Here is a 25,334-nt window from a genome sequence, read left to right on the forward strand (position 1 = left end):
TTGTTTGAAAATGAAAGGGTTAACATTTTTTTGGAGGGTGGAAGTATGAAAAAAAAGATACCAGTTTTTGTAGCATCAACAGTAGCGATGAGCATGATGTTAGGGGCATGTAGCTATCAAAAAGATGAATCGCAAGCAAACGCTAAAGGGGATAGCGGAAAAAGCGGCGCGAAGCAAGTTATTAACTTAATTGAAACACAAGAAATTCCAACGATGGATCCAGCGTTATCAGCTGATGCAGTTTCTTCAAGAGTAATGACTAATACGATGGAAGGCTTATACAGTTTAGGAAAAGATGATAAGCTAGTTCCTGGTGTAGCGAAGGAATTCAAAAAATCAGAAGATGGTAAAAAATATACATTTAAATTACGTGAAGACGCAAAATGGTCAAATGGTGAGCCTGTGACGGCAAAAGATTTCGTATATGCATGGCAAAGAGCGATTAACCCAGATACAGCTGCGAAATCAGCGTACATTATGTATGATATAAAAAATGCAGAGAAAATTAATAAAAAAGAGATGAGTCCGGATCAATTAGGGGTAAAGGCGATTGATGATTATACATTAGAAGTGGAATTAGATAATTCAATTCCATACCTTGTAGATTTAATGGTATATCCAATCTTCTATCCTGTGAATGAAAAGTTTGTGAAAGAGCAAGGTACGAAGTTTGGTTTGGAAGCGAATACAACGCTTTATAACGGGCCATTTACATTAAGTGATTGGCAACATGAACGTAGCTTTAAAATGACAAAGAGCGCGTCATATTGGGACAATAAAGAAGTGAAGATTGAAGAAGTAAACTTTAATATTGTAAAAGATACATCTACGCCAATTAACTTATATGAAACAAATGCAATTGATCGAGCGTCGTTATTAGCGGAGTTTATTGATAAATATAAAGGAAAACCAGATTTCCAAACAGTAGAAGATACATCTGTATTCTTCCTTCGTTTAAATCAAAAAGATCCAGCTTTAGCAAATAAAAATATTCGTAAAGCAATTTCACTTGCTTTTGACCGTAAGCCATTCGTGGATACATTATTAAATAACGGTTCTAAGCCAGCGACAGGATTAATTCCTGATAACTTCATTAAAGGACCAGATAAAAAAGATTTCCGTGCTGTAAACGGGGATATTGTAAAACCAAACGTGAAAGAAGCGAAGAAATATTGGGAAGCTGGTAAAAAAGAACTTGGTAAAAATGAAATCGAATTAGAATTATTAAATGAAGATGTAGAGTTATCAAAGAAAACTGGTGAATATTTAAAAGGTGAATTAGAAAAGAATTTACCAGGTTTAACAGTAAAAATTAAACAACAACCATTCGCACAAAAACTAAAATTAGAAGATGCGGGCGATTATGTCATGTCATTCTCTGGATGGAGTGCGGACTTCCCAGATCCAATTACATATCTTGATATGTTTGTAACAGATGGGTCACAAAATAAGATGAAGTACTCTAATCCAAAATACGATGAAATCATTATGAAGGCGAAAAAAGATGGAAGCGATGTAAATGCTCGTTGGAAGAACTTATTAGAAGCAGAAAAAATGTTACTTGATGATGCTGCGATCGTTCCAGTATATCAACGTGGTAGAGCATATTTACAAAGAGATTCAATTAAAAATATGTATAACCATAAATATGGCGGCGATTTAAGCTTTAAATGGGCGTCAGTAGAGAAATAAGAAAAAAAGCAGGTGATCACCTGCTTTTTTTAATACGTTCGTTTCTTATAAATGCCTTTTCCGCCAACTTGGTTCCAGCCAGATTGTACATCCAAACTTTTGTTAACAAACTTCATTTTTTCTTTTCCACCAAAGAGCTTTTCGCCGATGCTATTTGTAATGACACCAATCAATGCTGTTATTCCGATGATGAGGGCAGCAACCGTAATAAAATCAATAAAAAAAGCAATCATTTGAAAACTCCCCCTTTGCCTGTCTGTATGTTTATTGTATGAGATAAAAAATGAAAAAGAAAGAAATGTCAGAAAAATATTTAATTTACTTTAGAAATCATGTAGACAGGAGGGAGGATATTTGTTAAAATAAGAACAAATGTTCCTTTTTATTCTCATTTGTATAGTCTTACATTTCTTAATTGATTTATCAAGAAAAAGTAAGAAAACGTTCTCTTTTTCATAGGGAAGATTATAGATAAATAACTATATATTATATGAAAAATCTATGGGAAGTGAGTAGTAAAAGGGTTGAAAGTTATTGTTAAAGTACAGCTGAAATGAGCGTAATCATGTTACATAGCAGTGAAATACACGGGAGAGTTTTCTCAACTAGCAGGAAATTTACTGTATATTTCTTGCAAAATCTATTGTATAATGATTATAGAAGTTACTTATTAAAAGTAATTGTTGTTTATTATAAGTTGTTGCTTACATGAAATGTGATTTTTGTACTTTTCAATAAGACAAGTTATCACGAAAAATTGCTGAAGTTAGAAATTAAAACTGTATTTAGTACAGAATTTGTACTCTTTAAGGAGAGTGAGCTTTGTATGGTAACATTATATAGTTCTCCAAGCTGTACGTCTTGTAGAAAGGCGAAATTATGGCTAGAGGAAAATCATATTCCCTATACAGAACGTAATATTTTCTCAGATCCATTAACGATTGAGGAAATTAAAGAGATTTTACGTATGACAGAAAGCGGAACGGATGAGATTATTTCTACTCGTTCGAAAGTTTTCCAAGAATTGAATGTAAACTTAGAGTCTTTACCACTTCAAGATTTATATAAGATGATTCGTGACTATCCAGGGATTTTACGTCGTCCAATTATGATTGACGAGAAACGCCTTCAAGTTGGTTACAACGAAGACGAAATTCGTCGTTTCTTACCACGTACAGTAAGAACGTTCCAATTACGTGAAGCACAACGTCTTGTAAATTAATTATAATAATATGAAAACCTTCTACCTATTATATAGTAGAAGGTTTTTTTTAATGTTTCACATTGCGTAATCGAACTTGTTGTACAATAAAGCCGATGCATAAAATAGTGAAAATGAACAAATAAGGAATGCTTGCAGTGAAACTTGGATTGTTATGAAAAAAGGTTGCAAGTCTGTCTTCATGTGTAACCATTTTTCCTGCAGTATAGGCAAGAATTGCTGCACCGCAATAAATGAGGAATGGAAATCGCTCCATAAGTATTAAAATAAGTTTGCTGCCCCAAATAATAATCGGGATAGAAATGAGTAAGCCGATTATGACGAGTAAAAATCTCCCGTGAGCTGCACCTGCAATGGCAATAACATTATCAAACCCCATAACGAGATCCGCGAAAACAATTGTCCGCACAGCTTGAAATAAAGTTGTTTTTCCTTGAATAGAAGAAAGATCGTTGCTATTATCGGTTAATAAATTGACTGCAATTAATGTAAGTAAAACCCCGCCAATCAATTGTAGAAATGGAATGTCGAGTAAATAGACAGCTAGTATAGTAAGGACAATTCTTAGTACAATCGCTAAAAGAGTACCGATCAAAATAGCCTTATTTCGTTTCGATTCAGGTAAATTTCGGCTAGCTAGTGCGATGACGATTGCATTGTCACCACCTAATACAACATCGATACCGACAATCATTAGTACGGATGTTAAAAACTCTAAGTCCATTCGTCTGCCTCCATTTATGATGTTTTAATAAGCGAACTATATGTATGTGATGAAGAAAGTTGTTGTTAAATAATCTCTTCTAATAGAAGTTTCACTTTATTACAGTGTACGGGGGAATGTGGAAATGTATGTCCAAATTTTTTGTAAGTAAGAAATCGCTATAATAATATATTTACGTAGTTGATCGAGTAAAGATAGGCATATAACTATTTTTGTAAAATAAATCGATTTTATTTCCATTCTGGAGAATCTTATCATAAAATGAGAGTACAAGAATCTATTGATTTGTCATATGAGTGGGGAATCCCTTCATAACAATTCTAAGCAGGAAGGGAGAGTTGTATTTTGGATATTGAAAGAATTAATGATCATACGATGAAATTTTTTATTACGTACATTGATATAGAGGATAGAGGATTTAATCGTGAAGAGATTTGGTATGATCGCGAACGAAGTGAAGAGCTCTTTTGGGAGATGATGGACGAAGCTCGTGATCATGACGATTTCTTTATTGATGGACCGTTATGGATTCAAGTGCAAGCAGTCGATAAAGGGATTGAAGTACTTGTCACGAAAGCAGAGCTTTCAAAAGACGGGCAAAAGCTGGAACTACCGATAGGGGTAGACAAAATTATAGATATTCCTCTAGATGAAGGCATCGAATCATTATTCCAACAAGAATTAGTCGAAGAGGTAGAAGAACAAACAGGAACAAACTTTAATGAAGATGGTACGTTTGGCTTTTTAATTAAGTTTAATGATTTTGAAGATGTCATTTCATTAAGTCATCGTCTTATCTTTGAAGATATAAAAGATGAGCTGTATTCATTTGAGAACCGCTATTATGTATATGTGGAATTCGATGAAGTGCTACATGATGAAGAAGAAATCGATCGTATTTTAAGTATTATTTTAGAATATGGGGAAGAATCAACTTTAACAATTCATCGTGTAAGTGAGTATGGAAAACAAATTGTGAAAGAGCATGCTCTTGAAACGATTCGCAATAATTTTCCTGCTAAAACGTAGGCCGATTTCTGTAGTATGAAATCGGCTTTTTATATGAAGAATAGGAAAGCTTTCTTAGTTAGGAGGTAAGAGATGAAAAATACGTTAAAGCTGATTTTCTTTATACTGCTATTGTTCGCATTATTTGTTTCGTTACGTATGTTTATTGATGTAGCATTTTATTCAGATGTGATTGGGATAAAAGATGTTTCGATTTTAGGTATTATCAGTATTTTATTTACAGTATCTGCGTTTTTAATTGGTTGCGTTATTTTCTTAGAAAATCGACATCCATCTAAAACACTTACATGGTTAATTGTTTTAGGAATTTTTCCGGTATTTGGATTCTTCGCTTATTTATTATTCGGACAAAATTTTCGGAGAAAAAGAATGTTCCAAAAGAAGGCGTTACTTGATGAACAAGCGTTTTTACAATATAAGGGGCATGAAGATTACGAAGAACGGATTTTACGCAATCATAAGCATCAAGAGCTGTTATTTCGTTTAGCGGATCGATTAGGTGCTTTAAATATTTCATTTCAAACTGAAACGAGGACATTAACAAATGGAGATGAAACGTTTCGGGCTATTTTAAATGGGTTAAAACGAGCGAAACATCACATTCATATGGAATATTACATTGTGCGTGATGATAAGTTAGGAACAGAAATTAAAGATATTTTAATACAAAAATCGAAAGAGGGCGTAGTCGTTCGTTTTTTGTATGATGCGGTTGGAAGTTTTAAATTATCAAAATCGTATATTGAAGAATTAAACGATGCAGGAGTCGAAATGATTCCGTTCTTCCCTGTACGCTTTCCGATTTTAAACGATAAAATTAATTATCGAAATCATCGAAAAATCGTTATTATTGATGGAAATGAAGGCTTTGTAGGTGGATTAAATATTGGTGATGAATATTTAGGGAAGGATAAGTACTTCGGCTTTTGGCGAGACACACATTTATATTTGCGTGGTGAAGCTGTACAAAGTTTGCAGCTTATTTTCCTTCAAGATTGGTTTTATATGACTGGTGAGGCTGTGCTAGCCCCTGAATATTTACAAGCAAAAGCAGTTGAGGGTGATCATTGGGGAGGAGTGCAGCTAGTTGCAGGTGGCCCCGATAATAAGTGGGAAACGATTAAGCATTTATATTTTGCAATGATCGCTTCTGCTCGAAAATCTATTTGGATTGCAACGCCGTATTTTATTCCGGATGATGATATTTTATCCGCATTAAAGGTTGCTGCACTTGCTGGTATTGATGTTCGTTTATTAATGCCGAGTAAACCGGATAAGCGGACTGTCTTTTACGCATCGAGATCGTACTTCCCAGAGCTTTTAGATGCAGGTGTAAAGATATATGAATATGAAAAAGGTTTTCTTCATAGTAAAGTTGTCATCGTCGATTCTGATTTAGCTTCAATTGGGACAGCTAATATGGATATGAGAAGTTTTCATTTGAATTTTGAAGTAAATGCCTTTTTATATGATACAGATAGCATTCGAAAACTTGTTCAAGACTTTAAAGATGATTTAGAAGAATCAAGTGAAATTCATGTTGATCATTTTCATAAAAGACGTCTTCATAGACGAATTGTTGAATCAACATACCGCTTATTATCACCTTTATTATAAAAAGAGATGTCCGAAATTGGGACATCTCTTTTTTAAAAGGAATTTGTAACAAATTGTAGAATATAAGGAGCTGAAAGGGTGTGATTACGATATTTATCGCTAAAAGAGAAAACGGAGAGAAAATTCATTTACTCTATAATTGTAATGAAAAGCTTTTGCGCCGTATGCGTCAACAAGAACGATTCTTTTGTGTAGCTTGTGGAAAGGAAGTGCAAATGAAATTAGGGAAACAAAAAAGTTGGCATTTTGCTCATAAAAAAGTGGATTCATGTCTTGCCTTTTATGAAGCGGAATCAACGTATCATATGCACGGTAAAGAATTGTTATATAGATGGTTCAAGCGTCAAAACTTTCAGGTGGATATAGAGTACTACCTTCCAGAAATTAAGCAACGACCAGATGTTTTTGTAGAGAGGGCGGGCAGAAAAATTGCAATTGAATACCAATGTGCAAACCTCGCTATAGAACAGCTGTACAAAAGAACATATTCGTATTGGCAAGCTGGTATACAGGTCATTTGGATCGTTGGTGGAAATCAATTGAAAAAGCAATCTGCATATTGGATGAAATTTTCCTCACTTATGGCTTTCTCCTTACAATCTTATCCTCAGCCACTTCTTATTTTCTTCTGTCCGAAACAAAAATCATTTATGAAATGTGCATTTGTCACTCCCTTTTCTACAAATGTTTTTTTCTCACATACTATATATTTACCAACTGATACGACTACTTTTGAAATGCTTTTTTCTCCCGTTCCTTTCGGGAAAGAAAGATTGGGTGAAGAGTGGGAGAAGAGAAAGAACTACTTCCGCAAAAATGCCCTGCCGATTTGGAATTATAATTATAAGTCATTATTACGCCTCTTATATCAATTTAAATGTACTCCAGCAAGCTTTCCTTCTGAAATTGGTGTTCCACTCCCTTCTGCATTTGCTTTACAAACAAACCCATTTATATGGCAAGCTTTCCTCTATATGAAGTGTATAGGGGAGCTTGCAGTGGGAGAGTGTATTTCTCTTCAATACGTGTGTAGTTATGCAAAAAGGTATACGAAAAGGCGGATACTTCCGTACTTTTCAAAGCACATATGGAAAGTGGCAGTTACTGAATATATGACATTTTTATGCTATATAGGTGTTTTGCGTAAAGCGGGAACTTATACGTACCGGAAAATAAGGGATGTCGTGGTGTTAAAAACAGAGGAGGAAATTATGAAACATGATGAGATTTGCTTAATACATGCGCTATCTTTATTTGAGGCAAATTTTAACATGAGAGCAGGAAAAGGGGATATAATAAAGAATGATTGTGAAGGAATTACATAAGAAAAAAACGAATTGTACTTAAGTAGAGATATTTAAAGGAGGGCTTAAAGAATGTCTGAACAAAACAAAGCGAAAGCATTACCAGATCGCAACGAGATTGAAGAAGCAAGTACGTGGCGCTTAGAAGATATCTTCCAAACGGACGCAGAATGGGAAAAAGAATTCCAAGCTATTAAAGAGCTATTGCCGAAGTTAACTGAATTTAAAGGGAAACTTGGTGACTCTGCGGACAATTTACTTGAGGCATTGCAATATGAAGATGAAATTTCAATGCGATTAGGTAAGTTATATACATATGCTCATATGCGTTACGATCAAGATACAACAAACTCTGTATATCAAGCATTAAATGATCGCGCAACAAATTTATATTCACAAGTATCTAGTAGCACAGCGTATATTGTGCCTGAAATTTTATCGATTTCAGAAGATACACTGCAAACATTCTTGAAGGAAAATAGAGATTTAAGTGTATATGAACATGCATTAGAAGAAATTACACGTCAACGCCCGCACGTCTTATCAGAAGCTGAGGAAGCTTTATTAGCGGAAGCATCTGAAGTAATGAGTTCATCAAGCAATACATTCGGTATGTTGAATAACGCGGATTTAAAATTCCCATCTATTAAAGGGGAAGACGGAGAAGAAATAGAAATTACACATGGCCGTTACATTCAGTTTTTAGAAAGTGATGATCCTCGTGTTCGCAAAGATGCATTTAAAGCTGTATATGAAACGTACGGAAAATTTAAAAACACATTCGCAAGTACGTTAAGCGGAGCAGTAAAACGTAATAATTTCAATGCGCGTGTTCGTAAATATGATTCTGCTCGCCAAGCTGCACTGAGCAATAATAATATTCCGGAAGCAGTATACGATCAACTCGTTGAAACAGTAAATGACAACTTACATTTATTACACCGTTATATCGATATTCGTAAGCGTGCACTAGGACTTGATGAGCTTCATATGTATGATTTATATACACCACTTGTACCAGAAGTGAAAATGAATGTGAAATACGAAGAAGCGCAAGACCTTTTATTAAAATCTTTAAACGTACTTGGTGATGAATATGTTGATATTTTGAAAGAGGCATATGAAAATCGCTGGGTAGATGTGTATGAGAATAAAGGAAAACGAAGCGGTGCATATTCATCTGGTGCATATGGAACAAATCCGTATATTTTAATGAACTGGCATGATAATGTAAATAATTTATTTACACTTGCTCATGAGTTTGGTCATTCGGTGCATAGTTACTATACAAGAAAAACACAACCGCACGTATATGGTGATTATTCCATCTTCGTAGCAGAAGTGGCATCTACTTGTAATGAAGCGCTTCTAAATGATTATTTATTAAAAACGACAGAAGATAAGAAAGAGCGTCTATATTTATTAAATCATTATTTAGAAGGGTTCCGTGGTACTGTATTCCGTCAAACGATGTTTGCAGAGTTTGAACATATTATTCATAAGAAAGTACAAGAAGGACATGCTGTTACGCCAGACATGCTAACGGAAATTTACTACGATTTAAATAAGAAATATTTCGGTGACGCTTTAGTAATCGACGAAGAGATTGGTTTAGAATGGTCTCGTATTCCACACTTCTACTACAACTATTACGTATATCAATACGCAACAGGATTTAGTGCAGCGACAGCTCTATCTAAACAGATTTTAGAAGAAGGACAACCAGCAGTAGAACGTTATATTAACGAGTTCTTAAAAGCAGGAAGCTCTGATTATCCAATTGAAGTGCTGAAAAAAGCAGGAGTAGATATGGCATCTCCTGAACCAGTAAAAGAGGCGCTACAAGTATTTGAAGAGAAATTAAATGAATTAGAAGCATTATTATTTGAAGAAAAGTAATGAAAAAAGACGAGGGATTGTATCCTCGTCTTTTTTGTTGAATAGATTTAATGTCGATATTTGTTGAAGAGAAAGGTGGATTCCTTTGTTTTTTCTAACTGAAAGGATAGCTTTACGGCTGATTTTTGAAATTAAAACCCTTTGAATCGTTTTTTATAATTGAAATAAGAGAGTGTGATAACGATGATTCCGAATAAAAGAGGTAAGGCAATAATTTTAGGAAAAGCTTGTAGTAGAGAGAGGATGTACAAGAAAAAAGAAACGATGACAGCTAGAAAGAGAAGAGCAATATAAGATTTTTTCATAAATAAACCCCCTAAATGACCTTTTTTATAGCTTATTCAAAATGAAAACGTTTAGAATGTGACAAAAGTGTGAAATTCGACAAAAGGGGTTGTCATCTGACGTCGAATCTTGTAATATAATAAGCGTGAACGAATTCACATACAAACATATACCCCTTTGTTTGAACGTGAAAATTTCTCCCATCCCCTTTAATATTTTTATAAGCCGTAAAGAAGAAGACCTGGTGTTTACACCAGGTCTTTTTCTTTTGCTATCCATTTCCAATAACGTTCGCATTTTACTTCTATCATTTGTACTTTTCGTTTCAGTTGTAATTTTTTTAGTTCGCGTTCAATTTCTTGTTGCGGACAGTCATAAATAAATGCTACTTCTTTTGAAGATATAAATTGTGTTGCTTCTAGTAGCACTTCTAAAGGTGGTAATGGTTCTGGCTCAATTTCACATTTTACAAGTTCTTTCAATAATTGTACGTATACATCGTAGGAATAATTTCCAGCGATTTTAATACCTTCTTCATCTGAGTTCGCATGAAAAAAGACGAGGGAAGGTATTTCTGTAATATGCATTTCATTCGTGAATTTCAAGTCACATTGGAAAGCTTTTTTTGCACTAGCAGAATGTAGATCTTTTTTAAATTCTTCTACATCAATATTGCTATCTCTCGCACATGCAAGTAATAGTTCGCAATCAGGGTTTGATACATTTTCAAGGAAAATGTATTCTTGGAGTTTTCGCAAAAACTTCGAACCTGCTTTTCGGCCTTGCAACTCCGCTGCCTTAATTGCCATCGAAACTAAATATGGTGTTGACGATGCTTCTTGCATATGTACCTTTCCATCACATGAAAAACCTTGTAAACTGGTTGTCTTTTCCCACACAAATCGAATATTAGCAGGTTTATTCCATTTGTGTGAGGAAGCGTTCGTTCCATCCACTTTTCCTGTTACGATATGACGAATAGAGAAGTATTTCCCGTATTCAAGCCATAGTTTAATAATAAAAGGCTCAATTTCCCAGCAATCTTTACAAAGTGGATCAATAAATAAATATGCTTCTACAGACTTATGCTCGCATGCGGAAGGAGATGGCATATTTATATGCTTTGCTTCCTGCTTATCCATTACACTTCACCTGTTTCGTTTGGAGTATTAACCATATGCTGAGCGGTTAATGCTAAACGTTCAAAAACAAACTCTCTTATATGACCATGCACTCCAGTATCATCCATTGCTTGCTCCATACATGATAGCCAAGCCTCTGCTCGTTTTGGGGTAATCTCAAACGGGAGATGGCGTGCTCTTAACATAGGATGCCCATGTTCTTCAGTGTACAAATTAGGACCACCTAAATATTGTGTTAAAAATTGCTTCTGCTTCCTAGCGGTTTCTGTTAAATCTTCCGGGAAGATGGGAGATAAGTCAGGGTGTTTACTGACATAGGAATAAAATGTATCTACTAATATTGCAATGCATTGTTCACCGCCAATTGCTTCAAATGGTGTCATCGGTTGCTTGCTCATCCTTTATAAACTCCTTTTTCCATGAAATGTATATCTATTGTAGCAATGGAATGTTCGAGAGGGCAAATAAACAGACTTCTCAAAGATTCTTTGCTTATTCTACGGGTGTAACCTTTTTTAGTGAGATGTATCCACTAGTGAAACATATTCACTAGTGGAATTTTCACTTTAGCGTGCTTTGTTTTGTTTGGCAAGGAAAAAGCGTTTTACTTTGTTATTTGTATGGCGAACAGGTATGTTATGTTGCGTTAATAAATCAATAAATGCAGCTTTTCCTGTTTCTTCATCTTGCACTTCAAATTCAATTTCATAATCATCGTGATTGTAATAGAAACTATGATCAAAGACAAGCGTTCCGCCTTTAAATAATGTTTCTGCTCTTTCTGTTGTTAAACTACCCATATATGTTAAAGCAGAAACAGGAATTTGTAATTTGTGTAATTGATCTACTACTGCTCCTTGAATGATTGTGTTTGTTTCCATCATCATTTTTGCTTCGTCTTCTGTTACGACTTGATGCGTTTCTAATAAACCGATTTCTGCAGGTTGTTTCAACGTTAACGTATAAGTTTCTCCTTTATGACGAATACGAAGTGCAGAGCCAGCTTCTTTTAACGAGAAGTCAGGTGTTTCAAAGTAGTGATTCACTTGTTTTGTAAATGCTTCAATAGAAAACGATTTACATAATGTATCGAATTCTTCTTTTGTAACGATATTTTTGAATTCAATTTCAATTTCTTGTGTCATTGTATAATCTCCTTTTGAAAAATAATTCTTTACACATTATCGCTTTTTCATAAATTTGGTTCAATGTTTTATTTGTTTGCGTCCATGTTATGATACAATAATACTGTTAAGTAAGACAGGAAGTTGAGATGGAGGAGTTAGAGCATGCAAAATAAAATCCAAGTTAAGAGCGTAGAAAAGAGAGAGAATGCTCTTATTTTTTGTGCGGAAAATAGTGAAATAGAGGTAAAGGAGTTAAGTGCACGTAATCATGTACTTGTAGACTCAGACAATTTATCATTTTTATATATCTTAGAAAACGAATCATCTTTCATTTATGTAAGTATTCCGCACACATGCTGGGAAGCAATGCATGAAGCGATGAATAACGATGTGGTTATGTTCGTTCGTGTGAATGAAATTGAAATGGAATTAGAAGGATTAAAAGAAGAAGTAGAATATTTAGTTGAAAATATTGAAGGTAATGCAAATTACGGAGAAGAACTAGTAACTGCTGTAGAAAAAGTATTTCTATAAGCAAATGGATTGATTTTGGTGGTGGTTGAAATGAATCGAAATTGGGAAGAATTTTTAGCACCTTACCACCAAGCGGTGGCAGAGCTGAAAGTGAAACTAAAAGGAATGCGTACTCAATTTACAATGTTAACAGAGCATTCTCCAATTGAGTTTGTAACAGGAAGGGTAAAGTCGGTTCCAAGTATTATTGATAAAGCGGAGAAGAGAAATGTACCGCTGAACCGGCTGAGAGAAGATATGCAAGATATCGCGGGCCTTCGAATGATGTGTCAATTTGTTGATGAGATTAAGCCTGTTGTAGAATATCTTCGAAAACGAAATGACTTTGAAATCGTGGAAGAACGTGATTATGTCACGCAGAAGAAAGATAGCGGTTATCGTTCTTATCACGTTGTCATTAGTTACCCAGTCCAAACGATTCAGGGTGAACAAAAAGTATTGGTAGAAATCCAAATACGCACGCTAGCAATGAATTTTTGGGCAACAATTGAGCATTCTTTAAATTATAAATATAGTGGACGTTTTCCTGAAGATATTAAAATACGCTTGCAACGCGCAGCAGAAGCAGCATTTTTATTAGATGAAGAAATGTCTTCTATCCGTCTTGAAATTCAAGAAGCGCAGAAAGCTTTTTCAAGAAAGCAAGAAACGAAAGATTCCGAATCATAAACTAAAGGGTGTTGTGCGATGAAATTTACAATTATGTCAAAGGGAGATCAATCATCAGATGCACTGGCAAGCACGATGAAAGAATACTTGCTAGATTTCGGATTTATAATGGATGAAAAGGAACCCGATATTGTAATTTCTGTTGGGGGAGATGGAACGCTTTTATATGCATTTCATCGTTATTATGATCGATTGGCTGAAACGGCATTTGTTGGTGTACATACAGGACATCTAGGTTTCTATGCAGATTGGTTACCGACAGAAGTAGAGAAATTAGTAATTGCAATTGCAAAAACACCATTCCAAGTGGTGGAATATCCGCTTTTAGAAGTTATTATTCGCTATGTGAATGGAAGTAAAGAGTCACAGTATTTAGCGATGAATGAGGCGACTGTAAAAAGTGCAGAAGGTACATTAGTAACAGAAGTAGAAATACGCGGAGAATATTTTGAAACATTCCGCGGAGACGGCCTTTGTATCTCTACTCCTTCAGGAAGTACCGCGTATAATAAAGCGCTTGGCGGAGCGATTATTCACCCATCTATTGAAGCGATACAAATTGCAGAAATGGCGTCCATTAACAATCGTGTATTTCGTACTGTAGGATCGCCGCTCGTATTGCCGAAGCATCATACATGTGTGTTAAAGCCAGCTGCAGGAATGAACTTACAAATTACAGTGGATCATTTAACGATGGTTCATCAAGATGTGAAATCAATCCAGTATCGCGTCGCAAACGAGAAAGTACGATTTGTTCGTTTCCGTCCATTCCCGTTCTGGAAACGAGTTCGTGACTCGTTTGTTGCAGATAAATAGAAAGGGTTATATATTTGAACAGATTTACATTGAAATGGGATATAGGGCCGGCTGAAGAGGGAACTTTAGTTAGGGAATTTTTGAAAACGAAAGGCGTTTCTAAAGCCGCTTTAACGGATATAAAGTTTCACGGCGGGGCAATTGAAGTAAATGGTCAACATGCGAGTGTTCGTCATCAGTTGCGTGCTGGTGAAGAATTACGTGTCTTTTTTCCAGTTGAGGAAAGAAGTGAAGGGATGATGGCAGAAGATATCCCTTTAAGCATTGTATATGAAGATGACGCGGTTCTTATCATTAATAAAGAGGCGAACATGTCAACGATTCCGTCTAGAGAACATCCGACAAGGAGTGTTGCAAATGCGCTTTTATCTCATTATGATAAGCAGCACCTTGCAAGTACAGTGCACATCGTAACACGTTTAGATCGTGATACTTCGGGGCTTATGCTTATTGCAAAAAATCGTTTCGTGCATCATCTTTTATCGAAGCAGCATCAACAAAAAGCTGTGAAACGAACGTATGAAGCAATTGTTCACGGAAGGATTGTAGAACGAGAAGGAATGATTGATGCACCAATTGGTCGAAAATCTGATAGCATTATTGAGCGAACGGTTTGTGAGGATGGACAAAGGGCAGTTACTCATTTTAAGGTAATTGATAGTACATATCATAAGACACATGTAGCGCTTGAGCTTGAGACAGGAAGAACGCATCAAATTCGTGTGCATATGGCTCATATAGGACATCCGTTACTTGGTGATAGCTTATATGGAGGGAGAAGGGATGAAATGAAACGGCAAGCACTTCATAGTAAATCTTTGACGTTTTATCATCCTATTTTAGAGAAAGAGATGTCTTTCACTATAAAGCTTCCAAGCGATATGCAAGAAGTGTTGCGGCATACTTAAAAAGGGAACAAAATTCTTATATTATAAAGAATTTTGTTCCCTTTTTTCTTAGCGGAATAATATTAAAATTTGGTTTTCACCCGTACGCTTTATAACGAAAAATCCACTTTCGGCTTTTGTAGCAATGCCATTGTCATTTGGACGACAATATCCATGTGCTTCGCAAGTGCCGTCATCATGTACTAACATTTGTCCAATTAATCCGACAGGAAGCCACTCGGCGCGATCTTTTCTTGCTACATATTTGCAAGTTGGATCCCATTCTGTATTTAAAAGAGGTTGTATTTCTTCGGCTTCCGTCCATACATATTGGCGTTTTCCAAAGTTATCTGTTTTATAACGTTTTTGCCAACTTAAAGCCCCGCTATTTCCTATAAGGGCAGGGGTTGCACTAGATATTCCTAAAATGAACGAATCGCGTGAAGTAGCTATCCGAATTTTTTCTTCGTTACTAAATGTAACGAAATAACCGACATCAATAGGTTTATAACCTTCGGTTTCAAACATTTGTGCAAAATCCGTTCCGCTTGCATTGTAAGACGCGCCCTCAATGTACATTTCTCCATTATGAGCAAGCCATTTAGCCCCGATATTATGGTCGGTGTCGCTTACACCATTTGCAATAAACCAAGAATAAGCTTCTTCTGCAGTGCCGAAGCGCCCCATAATATGGCTACCTGCAAAATGAGCTGTTGATGTATGATGACCTTCCGCATGAGAAGAGGATCCGTTAGCAATAGTTGCGTTTCCTTCTGCGTGTGCTGCTTCGCCTAAAGCAATTGTCTGTTTACCCTCCGCATGAGAATAAGCCCCGCCTGCTGTCGTTTCACTTCCCTCACTATGAGAACTATGTCCAGTTGCTTTTGAGTTTGATCCTTCTGCATGAGAGAAAGAACCTTTTGCGTGTGTTAATAAGCCTTCCGCATGTGCTGCCATGCCCTCCGCATGAGAGTGAAGCCCCTCTGCATATGCATATCGGCCGCCCCTTTTAACTTTTGTATTTTCAGGTGTAGGTGTCTCAATTATGAGTGGTTTTTCAATTTGTATATCATTCGATGAAGCTAATGCTTCTTTTATTTTTTTTACTTTGTTTATAATAGCAGCTGGAATTTCTGGTTCCACTTTTTTATTCATTGCTACAGAAATATTTTCTTCCGTCTTTTCTTCTGTTTGGTTAGAACGTAGTATCTGTTCATCTTGATTTGAAAGCTGTTTATTTTTTTGTTGCATCTTTATTTTTCTGCGATCGATTATGCGGCTCATCACAGCATTTTCTAAAGAGACATATGTTGGTTTTACTTTGCTTTTTTTTGATGACTCTTGTTCTTCCAGTTCTTCTATCGCTGCAGCCCGAATACTACACCAGTTGTTAATTCCGTACATGGGCAGATATAAAGGGGGAAATTTTCTTTTTTGTTTAGAAGATTTTTTCTTCATTCTGTCACCTCCTGCGACATTATATGTAGTGTAATTAAAAAAAGATGCACTTTATTGCATCTTTTTTTAATTACTTTACCTAGTTTCATATGAAATCTGCCTAAATAATGCTAAGTAAGGTAGTTATGAAATTGGACGGAATTTCTCAGCGACAAAAGGTAAAGAAGAAGGGACAGAGATAGTCTCCATTTCAGGATAACGTAATCCGGTTAATTTGCCACCAAATACAGCACCAGTATCAATATTGACTGTCTGATTGACGAATCGAGGTTCTTTTACTGGTGTATGTCCATATACAATCCAAGCTTGTCCCTTGTATTCTTGCGCCCAATCGCGACGGACCGGTGAGCCATCGGCATGCTTTTCTCCTGTAATATCGCCATATAATACAAAGGTTTGTACTTTTTTATCTCGTCTTCCTATGTAATCTTGCCGAATCCCAGCGTGACATACGATTACTCTTTTTTCGTCTAGTATGTGGTAGAGTGGTGATTGTTCATAAAGAGTGATAAACTTTTCTTTTATAATGTTTTGCTTATGAGAAGGAAGTGCCTCATATTCAGCAACAGTTGTTTCAAGTCCGTGAGCGACTGTTACATTACGCCCAAGGAAAAATCGATATAGTTTATTACAGTGATTTCCAGGAGCGTAATAAGCTTCTTTTTTATGTATGACAAGTTCCCATACAATTTCAATCATACGTAATGAATGAGGACCACGGTCTGTAATATCGCCAACGAATGCAAGTTTGCGTTGGTCAGGGTGAACCGGTAGACCGCTACTCCAGTTATATCCTAGCTTCTCTGTTAAATTTTGAAAATCTTGGAAACATCCATGAATATCTCCTATAATGTCATATTTCATATTTAAACCTCCATCGTATTTTTCATTAGTATATCTAAAAAAGGATAGAGATAAAAATATAGCGTTTTTGTGTTGTTCATTTAAACATAAAGATTTTCGTTCTTGAGCGAACATTTAAAATGAACCCAATCGCAATCATGTATGTAAGCAGTGAACTTCCTCCGTAGCTCATAAGAGGTAATGTTATCCCTGTAATGGGAAGTAATCCGATTGTCATCCCGATATTTTGGAATACTTGGAAAGTAAACATTCCGATTGTACCAGCGCAAATGTAACTACCAAAAGGGTCATTACTTTCTAAAGCAATATGAATCATTCGAAAAATGAGTAAGAAAAAAAGAGAAATAATGACACTTGCGCCTAGAAATCCAAATTGTTCAGCGACATTAGTGAAAATAAAATCTGTATGTGGTTCTGGAAAATATACTTGTCCATTTTCCCACCCTTTTCCTTGCATTTCTCCGGATCCAGTCGCTAAGAATGCTTGTCTTAATTGATATCCTTGTGCATCATATTTGTAAGGTGCTAACCATCCGTAGAAGCGATTTAATTGATATTCTTTTAAAATATGTGCTTTAAAGAAATCTGTGTGAGTAAAAAAAATATATATTAATGTAGATCCAGCCACGAAAGTAGCTGAAACTAATCCGAAAATAAAACGCCATCGTATGCCAGAAACTAGTATCATTGCTGCAAGCATCGCTGAAATGACCATTGTATTTCCTAAATCTGGTTCCTTTGCGATCAGTAGTAGTGGTGGCAAACTTGTTGCAAATATTTTTCCAAGTAGTAAAAAATCGTCATGTATTGTTTGGAGAAAATATTTCTCATTATGGTTTGCTATAATTCGTCCAATGACGATAATTAAAAATAATTTCATAATTTCAGAAGGCTGAAAATTTCCGATGCCTGGGAGCCTGTACCAAGCTGTAGCGCCTTTAATTGTAACGGCACCTGGTACTTGAAGTTCTAGTCCAATAAGTAGTACCATTGCAAAGCTGTACAAATACCAAGCGATTTTTTGATAACGGTCGAAATCGATAATCATAATAACACCAATGGCTATAAATCCAATGAAATACCATTGGATTTGTTTTAGTACAAAATTGACGTTTTGTAAAAATGGCGGTAAAGAGGCTTGCGCACTTGCAATAGCACAACAACTAACAATCCCAATGGCAAATAAAATAAATAGTAATACGTAGTCTATTTGATATTGAGAATTTGGATCTTTCAATGTAGGTATTCCTTTCTACTGCTCTTTATAGTAATGGATTTTATCCCGCATTAATGGGCAGTAAGACCCCCACCTCAAAATTCAGCGAAAGCGAGGAAGTTCGGTGGGGGATCAACTGCCCGTAAAAGCCCGATTGGTGAGAGCTGATTAAAGTTTCACTTTATAGTATGAGAAAGAATGTATGAACTATACAAATAATTCACATATAGTCCATACACTTTTGATTTTGCAGAGTAGTTTAATTGTTTAACTCTTTAATAATTATATCCAAACAATGGGAAAGACGTACATGTGCGTCAGGAAAAATATCTAGTTGATGAAGATAGTATTTTAAGGAACTTTTACACCATTGGTAAGCACTAAGTAGAGCTGCTCTATAGTCCGTAGTATTTTGTAAAAAGCCATATTCTTTTGCTGTTATAACAAGGTGTGTGAAATCTTCACAACCTTGAAGGAGCTTATTGTGTATTTGTTGTCCAGCATGGTAGCGAAATTGACTTAAAGGCTCAGAAATGTATATTGCATTTCCTTTAGAAAGTAAAGAAATCCATGAGGCCATATCAACACTACAAGAATATTGTCGCTCTTTAAGGGTGCCAAAAGGTTCAGTGAGCAATTCCTTTCGGAACAAAGTAGTTGTAGGCTCACCGATAATGTTGTGTCCGCCCTTTAACATCCAATTACCTAAAAATATCCCGTTTAATGGGGTATCTTCACTATATAACCTTTGTGTTGGATGGGAATCACCTATTAGATTTCCATGATCATCAATACGTACTCGATAAGAAGTAACAAGAGCAAGGTTTTTATTGGGATCTTGCTCAAAATAGGCCATCATTTTTTGTATTTTATGCTTATAAAACACGTCATCGTCCATTAAAAAATTTATATACTCACCATTTGATTTTTCTATGAGCATAAGGTCATTGTGAAATTGTCCTAGAGTAGGGATATTTCGAATGTATGTTATATTTTTATAATTTGGTAAGTATTGTTCACGTATTAAAGTTGCTGTTTCATCATTTGTACTATCATCTCCGATGATGATTTCAATATTAGAATAAGTTTGTGCCAATGCACTTTCTAGAGCAATTTTGAAATAATGAGGCCGATTATAAGTGGGAATAAGGATGGAAACGAGAGGTGGATTTTTTTCATTCATCATACATAACTTCCTTTCAGAAGCTTTTTTTTGTAAGAACAATATCTTGGTAACTTGTATATTCATGTCTGCCGCACCATAAACCGTAATGCGGCTTATTGATTATTTCTAGGCCGTACTTATTCAATAGATTGCAAATATCTGTCTCAGGATAAGCAACTGCGAAATTCGGAATATCTTTATTTACAACGTAGCAATTTTCGATTCGATGATAAAAACCTAATGTACTTTGTCCTGCATTTAAATAATAGGCCGATTCAGGATTTATAAGAAAGAATGTAATGAAACATCTCCCGTCTTTTTTTAATACACGTACAATTTCAGATACGTAATGTTCTAATTCTTCTGGTAGAAGATGCGTAAATACAGAAGTTAAAAAGATAAAATCGAATGTCCCGTCTTCATAGGGAAAACGATATTGAGAGGCATCTTCTTTTCCTTCTGGATTATAGAATTGATTGTATATGTCAACATGTTCAAAGTGAAAATTATTACGCATAGTTGAAATGTTATTTTGACACCAAGTAATTCCATCTTTAAACAAATCAAATCCATAATACGCTCCATCATCATGTAAGTAATTCAATAATGGTACAGCCATTCGGCCGACGCCGCAGCCTACATCTAATACTTTTTCATTTGGTTTTAAAGCGCCAATTTGAATAAAATGCTTTAGGAACTCTTTTCCAACTTTTTTGAAGTCGCCACCTACATATTGGACGAGTTCAGGAGGGGGGAGTAAAGTCATTTCTTTGTTAAGTTCACTCATGAGTATACCCCTTTCTTGTATGAGAAGATGCAGTAAATCTATTAATAAAATTTTTAATTTGTAGTGAGAGAACACAGGAAAACAATTGTTATATGTAAGGAGATTCCGAAAAAGAATACTTAATTGGATTAGAAGTGAGAGAAGGATGAGTGAAAATGAAATCTCCTATAGATTAAATCTTTTTTATTCTTTTCTCCAATAAACGCCAAATACATCAATTTTAGTAATAGGGGCTTTTAAATTTCGTTGGTTTCTAAAGTCTGTCACAGCCTCAGCGCATGGCGGTAGCCCGTAGTCATCGATAATTATATAGCCACCTTTAGAAACTTTATCATATAAGTTCACGAGACCATCCATTGTGGATTCGTACATATCACCATCAAGCCGTGCAATTGCTATTTTTTCAATTGGTGCTGTTGGTAAAGTATCTTTAAACCAGCCTTTTAAAAATTTCACTTGATCATTTAGTAAATCATATTTTTTGAAATTCTCTTGTACTTGTTCTAAAGAGACGCGTAAGTAATCGAATGTGTGTAAATAATCACCGTAATCTTTTGGATATTGTTCTAGATTCGGTGCTGGCAAACCTTCAAATGAATCAGCGACCCACACATTACGATCCGTAATGTTGTTTGCTTGTAAAAAACCATTCATAAAAATGCACGATCCTCCGCGCCATACACCTGTTTCAATAAAATCTCCCTCTATATTTTCACGAACAACAGTTTCCATTGCCTCTTGTAATTGGTTCATACGTTCTCGACCGATCATGCTATGTGCTGCTCTTGGCCAATCCATTCCATCATGGCGTTCACTTTTTGAAACATTTGGTTTTACAATTTTTAAGTTATGGTTTTCAGCATATTGCTTAATGAATAAAGGGAGGGGGACTGTAACTGGCTCGAATTCTAGTTCTTTTGAAATATGTAGAGATGCGGGTAAGTATGCCTCATATTCTAACCATATTTCAAATAAAATGGTCTTCTTTAGCAATTCGAGATAAAGCTGAACAGCAGATTTACTTTCCATATTTGTGCCTCCTGCAAAATGTCATACAACAATATGATTATGTAGGTACCGAATGTTTCATGATTGAATTTGAAATTGAAAAAAGCAGTAAAACTGATATCAGTTTTACTGCTAAGTAAAAATTAAGCAACTTTTTCAATAATAATGGATGCACTCGTGCCAAGAGCTAATGATAGCCCAAGCCCTGTAACAATTACTTCAACTAATGATGGAGTTGTCGTAATTTGCGTAATTGCTTGAATAACGATAGGTGCTCCGAGTGAGATTAAACTCGATCCAGTACCTGGTACAGGTACTCCATTCACTTGGATTGTAAGACCTCCTAATAGACTTGCTGTTGCAGTGTTAGCGATAACAGTAATTTTATAGAATCCAGTTTCACTAATTACGAAAGTATCAGCATCTAATTGAGAAATTGCTGTACCAAACTGAGATCCAACAGTATTAAATGGTACTGGATCATTAATTCCTAGATCTAAAGAAATCCCACCGGAGTTAAATGCGTATAGTCCTGCTGGAAGTCCTAGTCCGGATGGTCCAGTCGGTCCAGTCGGTCCAGTAGCCCCAGTTGGTCCAGTCGGTCCAGTAGGTCCAGTAGCCCCAGTGTCACCAGTCGGCCCCGTAAGTCCAGTAGCCCCAGTGTCACCAGTCGGCCCCGTAGGTCCAGTAGCCCCAGTGTCACCAGTCGGCCCCGTAGGTCCAGTAGCCCCGGTGTCACCAGTCGGCCCCGTAGGTCCAGTAGCCCCGGTGTCACCAGTCGGCCCCGTAGGTCCAGTAGTCCCAGTGTCACCAGTCGGTCCCGTAGGTCCAGTTGGCCCAGTAGGCCCAGTCGGCCCAGTCGGTCCCGTAGGTACAGTCGGCCCCGTAGGTCCGGTAGGTCCAGTAGGCCCGGTCGGCCCAGTCGGAAGGGTAAACGGTGGTATCGGTGGTAATGTAGGTCCTACAAGATTAGGGTCAAATGCACTAGCTGATAAAGATTCATCGGGATTTAATCCATTTGAATAATTATTATTTGACATAAATTCACCTCCATAAAGCGTTCATTATATAGTAGATGCAAAACCGAAAGAAAATGACACGGACATTTGAATTATTGAAAAGAAATCTTAAACTACTTGAACAATTTAAAAAAATGGAAAGTTTAGTATATGTATAACATATGATTGATTTGGAAGAGGGTGATTATGTTGAACAAGCAAGGAATTACAATTAGTTTATGTATGATTGTTCGAGATGAGGAGGAGACAATAGCCCGTTGTTTAGACACAGTTGAAAAAATTGTGGATGAAATTATAGTGGTTGATACAGGCTCCGTCGATCGAACGAAAGAAATCGTAGAGAAATACACTTCTAACATATATGATTTCCAGTGGATTGATGATTTTGCAGCAGCAAGAAATTTTTCTTTTTCAAAAGCGACGCAAGAGTATATATTGTGGCTAGATGCAGATGACGTCTTATTAGAAGATGCTCAAGAAGCATTGAAACTTTTAAAAAGAGAATTAGATCCTAAAATTGATGCTGTTTCGATGCCTTATCACCTTGCAATGGATTCTAACGGGAAACCTTTATATTGTACAAAAAGAAATCGACTTGTAAAGCGTGAAAAACAATTTCAATGGTTTGGAAAGGTTCATGAGTATTTAGCTATTTCTGGTGAGGTTTTTAGTAGTAATGTTGCTATTACACATAAAAAAGAAAAAAAAGTAACAAATCGTAATTTGAAAATTTTTCAAAATACTGTAGCGGCAGGTGAAGAATTAAGTCCGAGAGATTTATTTTATTACGCAAATGAATCTACGGATAACCAAAAATATGATGATGCAGTTCTTCTATATGAAACATTTCTTAATCAAGACGAAGGATGGTATGAAGAGAAAATTTATGCATGTGGTAAGTTAGGAGATTGCTATGCAAAGCTCGGAATGTGGGAGAAGGCAATCGAATCTTGTGTGAAGTCGTTTCGGTATGACGTCCCTAGAGGAGAGAATTGTACAAGAATAGGATATATATATATGGAACAAGAAAAATATAATGAAGCGATATTTTGGTTTAAACTTGCTACGGAAGTACCAATGGCAACGGAAAGTCCTTTCCATAGTCCAGCTAGCTACACATGGCTACCCTATTTACAAATGTGTATTTGTTATAGCAGGTTAGGAGAGCAGGATAAAGCATATTATTACAATGAATTAGCAGCTTCTTATGTTCCGAATAATGCTGCAATTGAATATAACCGTAAATATTTTCGTGGAGTTTTTGATAAACCATATAAAGCGTAATAGGTTTCGTTTTTTGTAGAAATGATTTATCGTTATTCTAACTCTAATAGATTGGTTATATATTAAAGTATCAGTAACGTAACCAATATAGATAAAAAATTTTATACTGCTATTTGCGGACTAATAATCAATGGGGAGGAACAAAAACTGCACTTTATAGAATTCATATGAGATTTATATTTCTAATTCAATTTGCATAAGGAGTGTGTGAAATGAATCGCGAAAAAAGTTCTTTATATGAAGAAAAATCCGAACATTATTATAATGCAGCGAATCCGAATTTATTAAAGCATATAAAAAAGGAATGGAAAGAAGTTCTTGATATTGGTTGCTCGAGCGGTGCATTGGGAGCGGCTATTAAAGAAAATGGTACACGTGTATCAGGAATTGAGGCGTTTCCAGAGGCGGCAGAAAAAGCGAAAGAAAGACTAGATCATGTTATTTTAGGGGATATAGAAAAAATAGATCTTCCTTATGAGGAGGGGCAATTTGATTGCGTCATATTTGGGGATGTATTAGAGCATTTATTTGATCCGTGGGCTGTAATAGAAAAAGTAAAGCCATATATAAAGCAAAATGGTGTGATTCTAGCAAGTATACCAAACGTTGCTCATATTTCAGTATTAGCTCCCTTACTTGCTGGAAACTGGACGTATACAGAATATGGTTTATTAGATAAAACACATATTCGTTTCTTTACATTTAATGAAATGCTAAGAATGTTTTTAAAAGCAGGATATGTTATTAGTAAAGTAGATCGTGTATATGTTGATCATAAAATGTATGAACCGCTTATTGAGGAGTTATATGGAATTTGTAAAAAATATCGTCTTGGAAGTGGCTTCATGGCTGAGACAGTTGTATTTCAGTATATTATTGAAGCTGAAAAATCACAATTATGAGTGCTGCAGACAAAACAATATTATTTGTTACATGTATAAATGATCGGAAATTGTATGCAAACTGCGTGCGTCATATATTGCAATTGTTAGTACCGCCAGGGTATATTGTACAATTTATGCCGATTCGAAATGCGAAAAGTATGACGAGTGGATACAATCAAGCCATTTCGCATCCAGCGAAGTATAAAGTTTATTTACATCAAGATGTTTTTATTATAAATAGGGCTTTTTTATACGGATTACTTCAATTATTTGAGGAACATGAACACCTTGGGATGATTGGGATGGTTGGAGCGCAATATGTTCCTCCGACTGGCGTATGGAACGAAGGGCGTGGAATTGTAGGAAAGGTCATTGGTTATATGAATGATTTGTTTTATATGGCAAGTTTAGAACAACCATATCATGAATCAAAAACATTTATTCCTGTAGAATGTATTGATGGTTTATTAATGGCGACACAATATGATGTTCCGTGGCGAGAAGATTTATTTGACGGATTTGATTTTTATGATGTATCTCAATCATTTGAATTTAAAAAAGCAGGATATACAGTCGGTGTACCTGTACAGCGCGATGCTTGGTGTATCCATTATCATTTTGATGTGAATATGACGAACTATGAAAAGTATCGGAAAATATTTGTGGAACACTATATGTCAGATGTAAATAAGGAAGAATAAA

General features: G+C 35.8%; 26 protein-coding genes. 13 read left to right on the forward strand and 13 right to left on the reverse strand.

All coding sequences use genetic code 11. The annotated features are described in order from the left end of the window. The first annotated feature begins 45 nt into the window (after window positions 1-45). Window positions 46-1,692: a peptide ABC transporter substrate-binding protein gene (locus ACQGS6_RS04685; protein WP_000727250.1), complete on the forward strand. Its 1,647-nt coding sequence runs from the start codon at window positions 46-48 to the stop codon at window positions 1,690-1,692. Between the two features lie 29 nt (window positions 1,693-1,721). On the opposite strand, the gene ACQGS6_RS04690 is transcribed toward ACQGS6_RS04685, so the two are convergent. Next, window positions 1,722-1,925 carry a hypothetical protein gene (locus ACQGS6_RS04690; protein WP_000559971.1) on the reverse strand — a complete coding sequence of 68 codons (204 nt, stop codon included), beginning with the start codon at window positions 1,923-1,925 and terminating at the stop codon, window positions 1,722-1,724. A 593-nt stretch (window positions 1,926-2,518) separates the two neighbouring features. Between ACQGS6_RS04690 and spx the strand changes: the two genes are divergently transcribed. Next, window positions 2,519-2,914, forward strand: a complete 396-nt coding sequence (gene spx / locus ACQGS6_RS04695) for a transcriptional regulator Spx (RefSeq protein ID WP_000258267.1) — start codon at window positions 2,519-2,521, stop codon at window positions 2,912-2,914. A 49-nt stretch (window positions 2,915-2,963) separates the two neighbouring features. Here spx and ACQGS6_RS04700 read toward each other — a convergent pair whose 3' ends face one another. Beyond that, window positions 2,964-3,638 (reverse strand): TerC family protein, encoded by a 675-nt coding sequence (locus ACQGS6_RS04700; RefSeq protein ID WP_000362615.1) that lies wholly within the window; start codon window positions 3,636-3,638, stop codon window positions 2,964-2,966. A gap of 345 nt (window positions 3,639-3,983) precedes the next feature. On the opposite strand from ACQGS6_RS04700, the gene mecA reads away from it, so the two are divergent. The 4 genes from mecA to pepF all read left to right on the forward strand — a co-directional run bounded on the left by mecA (window position 3,984) and on the right by pepF (window position 9,487). Beyond that, window positions 3,984-4,667 carry an adaptor protein MecA gene (mecA, locus tag ACQGS6_RS04705; RefSeq protein WP_000350716.1) on the forward strand — a complete coding sequence of 228 codons (684 nt, stop codon included), beginning with the start codon at window positions 3,984-3,986 and terminating at the stop codon, window positions 4,665-4,667. 72 nt (window positions 4,668-4,739) lie between these two features. Then, window positions 4,740-6,284, forward strand: a complete 1,545-nt coding sequence (locus tag ACQGS6_RS04710; RefSeq protein ID WP_000799192.1) for a cardiolipin synthase — start codon at window positions 4,740-4,742, stop codon at window positions 6,282-6,284. Between the two features lie 80 nt (window positions 6,285-6,364). Beyond that, window positions 6,365-7,609: a competence protein CoiA gene (locus ACQGS6_RS04715; RefSeq protein ID WP_000628329.1), complete on the forward strand. Its 1,245-nt coding sequence runs from the start codon at window positions 6,365-6,367 to the stop codon at window positions 7,607-7,609. Between the two features lie 51 nt (window positions 7,610-7,660). Further along, window positions 7,661-9,487: an oligoendopeptidase F gene (gene pepF, locus ACQGS6_RS04720; protein WP_000003348.1), complete on the forward strand. Its 1,827-nt coding sequence runs from the start codon at window positions 7,661-7,663 to the stop codon at window positions 9,485-9,487. 131 nt (window positions 9,488-9,618) lie between these two features. On the opposite strand, the gene ACQGS6_RS04725 is transcribed toward pepF, so the two are convergent. The 4 genes from ACQGS6_RS04725 to ACQGS6_RS04740 form a co-directional block, all read right to left on the reverse strand. Next, window positions 9,619-9,792 carry a hypothetical protein gene (locus ACQGS6_RS04725; RefSeq protein ID WP_000750355.1) on the reverse strand — a complete coding sequence of 58 codons (174 nt, stop codon included), beginning with the start codon at window positions 9,790-9,792 and terminating at the stop codon, window positions 9,619-9,621. 228 nt (window positions 9,793-10,020) lie between these two features. After that, on the reverse strand, window positions 10,021-10,914 hold the full coding sequence (locus ACQGS6_RS04730) for a ClpXP adapter SpxH family protein (protein WP_000360656.1): 894 nt from the start codon (window positions 10,912-10,914) through the stop codon (window positions 10,021-10,023). Then, window positions 10,914-11,312: a hypothetical protein gene (locus ACQGS6_RS04735; RefSeq protein ID WP_000043386.1), complete on the reverse strand. Its 399-nt coding sequence runs from the start codon at window positions 11,310-11,312 to the stop codon at window positions 10,914-10,916. The genes ACQGS6_RS04730 and ACQGS6_RS04735 overlap by 1 nt, the downstream gene beginning before the upstream one ends. 168 nt (window positions 11,313-11,480) lie before the next feature. Continuing rightward, the gene (locus tag ACQGS6_RS04740; protein WP_000191120.1) at window positions 11,481-12,059 is read right to left on the reverse strand and encodes a CYTH domain-containing protein; all 579 of its coding nucleotides are present in this window, start codon (window positions 12,057-12,059) and stop codon (window positions 11,481-11,483) included. A 144-nt stretch (window positions 12,060-12,203) separates the two neighbouring features. Here ACQGS6_RS04740 and ACQGS6_RS04745 point away from each other — a divergent pair, with 144 nt between their 5' ends. From ACQGS6_RS04745 to ACQGS6_RS04760, 4 genes are read left to right on the forward strand one after another with little or no spacing between them, the layout of a single operon-like run. Continuing rightward, on the forward strand, window positions 12,204-12,575 hold the full coding sequence (locus tag ACQGS6_RS04745) for a hypothetical protein (RefSeq protein ID WP_001180004.1): 372 nt from the start codon (window positions 12,204-12,206) through the stop codon (window positions 12,573-12,575). 30 nt (window positions 12,576-12,605) lie between these two features. Continuing rightward, complete coding sequence (locus ACQGS6_RS04750; protein ID WP_001081489.1) at window positions 12,606-13,244, forward strand: GTP pyrophosphokinase; 639 nt, start codon at window positions 12,606-12,608, stop codon at window positions 13,242-13,244. Window positions 13,245-13,262: 18 nt separating this feature from the next. Beyond that, a complete protein-coding gene (locus ACQGS6_RS04755) occupies window positions 13,263-14,060 on the forward strand; it encodes an NAD kinase (RefSeq protein ID WP_000673182.1) in 798 nt (265 codons plus the stop codon). Window positions 14,061-14,074: 14 nt separating this feature from the next. Beyond that, window positions 14,075-14,968 (forward strand): RluA family pseudouridine synthase, encoded by an 894-nt coding sequence (locus ACQGS6_RS04760; RefSeq protein ID WP_001079141.1) that lies wholly within the window; start codon window positions 14,075-14,077, stop codon window positions 14,966-14,968. 48 nt (window positions 14,969-15,016) lie between these two features. Here ACQGS6_RS04760 and ACQGS6_RS04765 read toward each other — a convergent pair whose 3' ends face one another. From ACQGS6_RS04765 to ACQGS6_RS04795, 7 genes are all read right to left on the reverse strand, one after another. Continuing rightward, window positions 15,017-16,405 (reverse strand): peptidase G2 autoproteolytic cleavage domain-containing protein, encoded by a 1,389-nt coding sequence (locus tag ACQGS6_RS04765; RefSeq protein WP_426964931.1) that lies wholly within the window; start codon window positions 16,403-16,405, stop codon window positions 15,017-15,019. A gap of 123 nt (window positions 16,406-16,528) precedes the next feature. Further along, window positions 16,529-17,269, reverse strand: coding sequence for a bis(5'-nucleosyl)-tetraphosphatase PrpE (prpE, locus tag ACQGS6_RS04770; protein WP_426964932.1), 741 nt, complete (start codon window positions 17,267-17,269; stop codon window positions 16,529-16,531). Between the two features lie 76 nt (window positions 17,270-17,345). Next, window positions 17,346-18,506 (reverse strand): FtsW/RodA/SpoVE family cell cycle protein, encoded by a 1,161-nt coding sequence (locus tag ACQGS6_RS04775; RefSeq protein WP_000654697.1) that lies wholly within the window; start codon window positions 18,504-18,506, stop codon window positions 17,346-17,348. Between the two features lie 238 nt (window positions 18,507-18,744). Next, window positions 18,745-19,671 carry a glycosyltransferase family 2 protein gene (locus tag ACQGS6_RS04780; RefSeq protein WP_009327247.1) on the reverse strand — a complete coding sequence of 309 codons (927 nt, stop codon included), beginning with the start codon at window positions 19,669-19,671 and terminating at the stop codon, window positions 18,745-18,747. Between the two features lie 13 nt (window positions 19,672-19,684). Further along, window positions 19,685-20,437, reverse strand: coding sequence for a class I SAM-dependent methyltransferase (locus ACQGS6_RS04785; protein WP_001292834.1), 753 nt, complete (start codon window positions 20,435-20,437; stop codon window positions 19,685-19,687). A gap of 183 nt (window positions 20,438-20,620) precedes the next feature. Continuing rightward, the gene (locus ACQGS6_RS04790; protein WP_000444381.1) at window positions 20,621-21,466 is read right to left on the reverse strand and encodes a TylF/MycF family methyltransferase; all 846 of its coding nucleotides are present in this window, start codon (window positions 21,464-21,466) and stop codon (window positions 20,621-20,623) included. A 122-nt stretch (window positions 21,467-21,588) separates the two neighbouring features. Next, window positions 21,589-22,485, reverse strand: coding sequence for a BclA C-terminal domain-containing protein (locus ACQGS6_RS04795; protein ID WP_426964934.1), 897 nt, complete (start codon window positions 22,483-22,485; stop codon window positions 21,589-21,591). Between the two features lie 165 nt (window positions 22,486-22,650). Here ACQGS6_RS04795 and ACQGS6_RS04800 point away from each other — a divergent pair, with 165 nt between their 5' ends. The 3 genes from ACQGS6_RS04800 (at window position 22,651) to ACQGS6_RS04810 (ending at window position 25,333) form a co-directional block, all read left to right on the forward strand. Beyond that, window positions 22,651-23,748: a glycosyltransferase gene (locus tag ACQGS6_RS04800; protein WP_000932907.1), complete on the forward strand. Its 1,098-nt coding sequence runs from the start codon at window positions 22,651-22,653 to the stop codon at window positions 23,746-23,748. A 212-nt stretch (window positions 23,749-23,960) separates the two neighbouring features. After that, entirely contained in the window at window positions 23,961-24,650 is a 690-nt protein-coding gene (locus tag ACQGS6_RS04805; RefSeq protein WP_001078431.1) for a class I SAM-dependent methyltransferase, read from the forward strand. Continuing rightward, a complete protein-coding gene (locus ACQGS6_RS04810; RefSeq protein ID WP_001271183.1) occupies window positions 24,647-25,333 on the forward strand; it encodes a glycosyltransferase family protein in 687 nt (228 codons plus the stop codon). The genes ACQGS6_RS04805 and ACQGS6_RS04810 overlap by 4 nt, the downstream gene beginning before the upstream one ends. The last annotated feature ends 1 nt before the right edge of the window (window position 25,334 follow it).

Source organism: Bacillus sp. GMs2/2, from assembly GCF_050172095.1.
GTDB lineage: Bacteria > Bacillota > Bacilli > Bacillales > Bacillaceae_G > Bacillus_A > Bacillus_A cereus.

Bases quoted from the DNA above. Each gene is read 5' to 3' on its own strand.
- ACQGS6_RS04735 (WP_000043386.1), bottom strand. From the start codon at position 11,312: ATGAGCAAGCAACCGATGACACCATTTGAAGCAATTGGCGGTGAACAA.
- ACQGS6_RS04785 (WP_001292834.1), bottom strand. From the start codon at position 20,437: ATGAGTGAACTTAACAAAGAAATGACTTTACTCCCCCCTCCTGAACTC.
- ACQGS6_RS04755 (WP_000673182.1), top strand. From the start codon at position 13,263: ATGAAATTTACAATTATGTCAAAGGGAGATCAATCATCAGATGCACTG.
- ACQGS6_RS04710 (WP_000799192.1), top strand. From the start codon at position 4,740: ATGAAAAATACGTTAAAGCTGATTTTCTTTATACTGCTATTGTTCGCA.
- ACQGS6_RS04700 (WP_000362615.1), bottom strand. From the start codon at position 3,638: ATGGACTTAGAGTTTTTAACATCCGTACTAATGATTGTCGGTATCGAT.
- ACQGS6_RS04730 (WP_000360656.1), bottom strand. From the start codon at position 10,914: ATGGATAAGCAGGAAGCAAAGCATATAAATATGCCATCTCCTTCCGCA.
- ACQGS6_RS04795 (WP_426964934.1), bottom strand. From the start codon at position 22,485: ATGTCAAATAATAATTATTCAAATGGATTAAATCCCGATGAATCTTTA.
- ACQGS6_RS04810 (WP_001271183.1), top strand. From the start codon at position 24,647: ATGAGTGCTGCAGACAAAACAATATTATTTGTTACATGTATAAATGAT.
- ACQGS6_RS04765 (WP_426964931.1), bottom strand. From the start codon at position 16,405: ATGAAGAAAAAATCTTCTAAACAAAAAAGAAAATTTCCCCCTTTATAT.
- ACQGS6_RS04725 (WP_000750355.1), bottom strand. From the start codon at position 9,792: ATGAAAAAATCTTATATTGCTCTTCTCTTTCTAGCTGTCATCGTTTCT.
- ACQGS6_RS04690 (WP_000559971.1), bottom strand. From the start codon at position 1,925: ATGATTGCTTTTTTTATTGATTTTATTACGGTTGCTGCCCTCATCATC.
- ACQGS6_RS04790 (WP_000444381.1), bottom strand. From the start codon at position 21,466: ATGGAAAGTAAATCTGCTGTTCAGCTTTATCTCGAATTGCTAAAGAAG.
- ACQGS6_RS04745 (WP_001180004.1), top strand. From the start codon at position 12,204: ATGCAAAATAAAATCCAAGTTAAGAGCGTAGAAAAGAGAGAGAATGCT.
- spx (WP_000258267.1), top strand. From the start codon at position 2,519: ATGGTAACATTATATAGTTCTCCAAGCTGTACGTCTTGTAGAAAGGCG.
- prpE (WP_426964932.1), bottom strand. From the start codon at position 17,269: ATGAAATATGACATTATAGGAGATATTCATGGATGTTTCCAAGATTTT.
- ACQGS6_RS04740 (WP_000191120.1), bottom strand. From the start codon at position 12,059: ATGACACAAGAAATTGAAATTGAATTCAAAAATATCGTTACAAAAGAA.
- ACQGS6_RS04750 (WP_001081489.1), top strand. From the start codon at position 12,606: ATGAATCGAAATTGGGAAGAATTTTTAGCACCTTACCACCAAGCGGTG.
- pepF (WP_000003348.1), top strand. From the start codon at position 7,661: ATGTCTGAACAAAACAAAGCGAAAGCATTACCAGATCGCAACGAGATT.
- ACQGS6_RS04805 (WP_001078431.1), top strand. From the start codon at position 23,961: ATGAATCGCGAAAAAAGTTCTTTATATGAAGAAAAATCCGAACATTAT.
- ACQGS6_RS04685 (WP_000727250.1), top strand. From the start codon at position 46: ATGAAAAAAAAGATACCAGTTTTTGTAGCATCAACAGTAGCGATGAGC.
- ACQGS6_RS04800 (WP_000932907.1), top strand. From the start codon at position 22,651: ATGTTGAACAAGCAAGGAATTACAATTAGTTTATGTATGATTGTTCGA.
- ACQGS6_RS04780 (WP_009327247.1), bottom strand. From the start codon at position 19,671: ATGATGAATGAAAAAAATCCACCTCTCGTTTCCATCCTTATTCCCACT.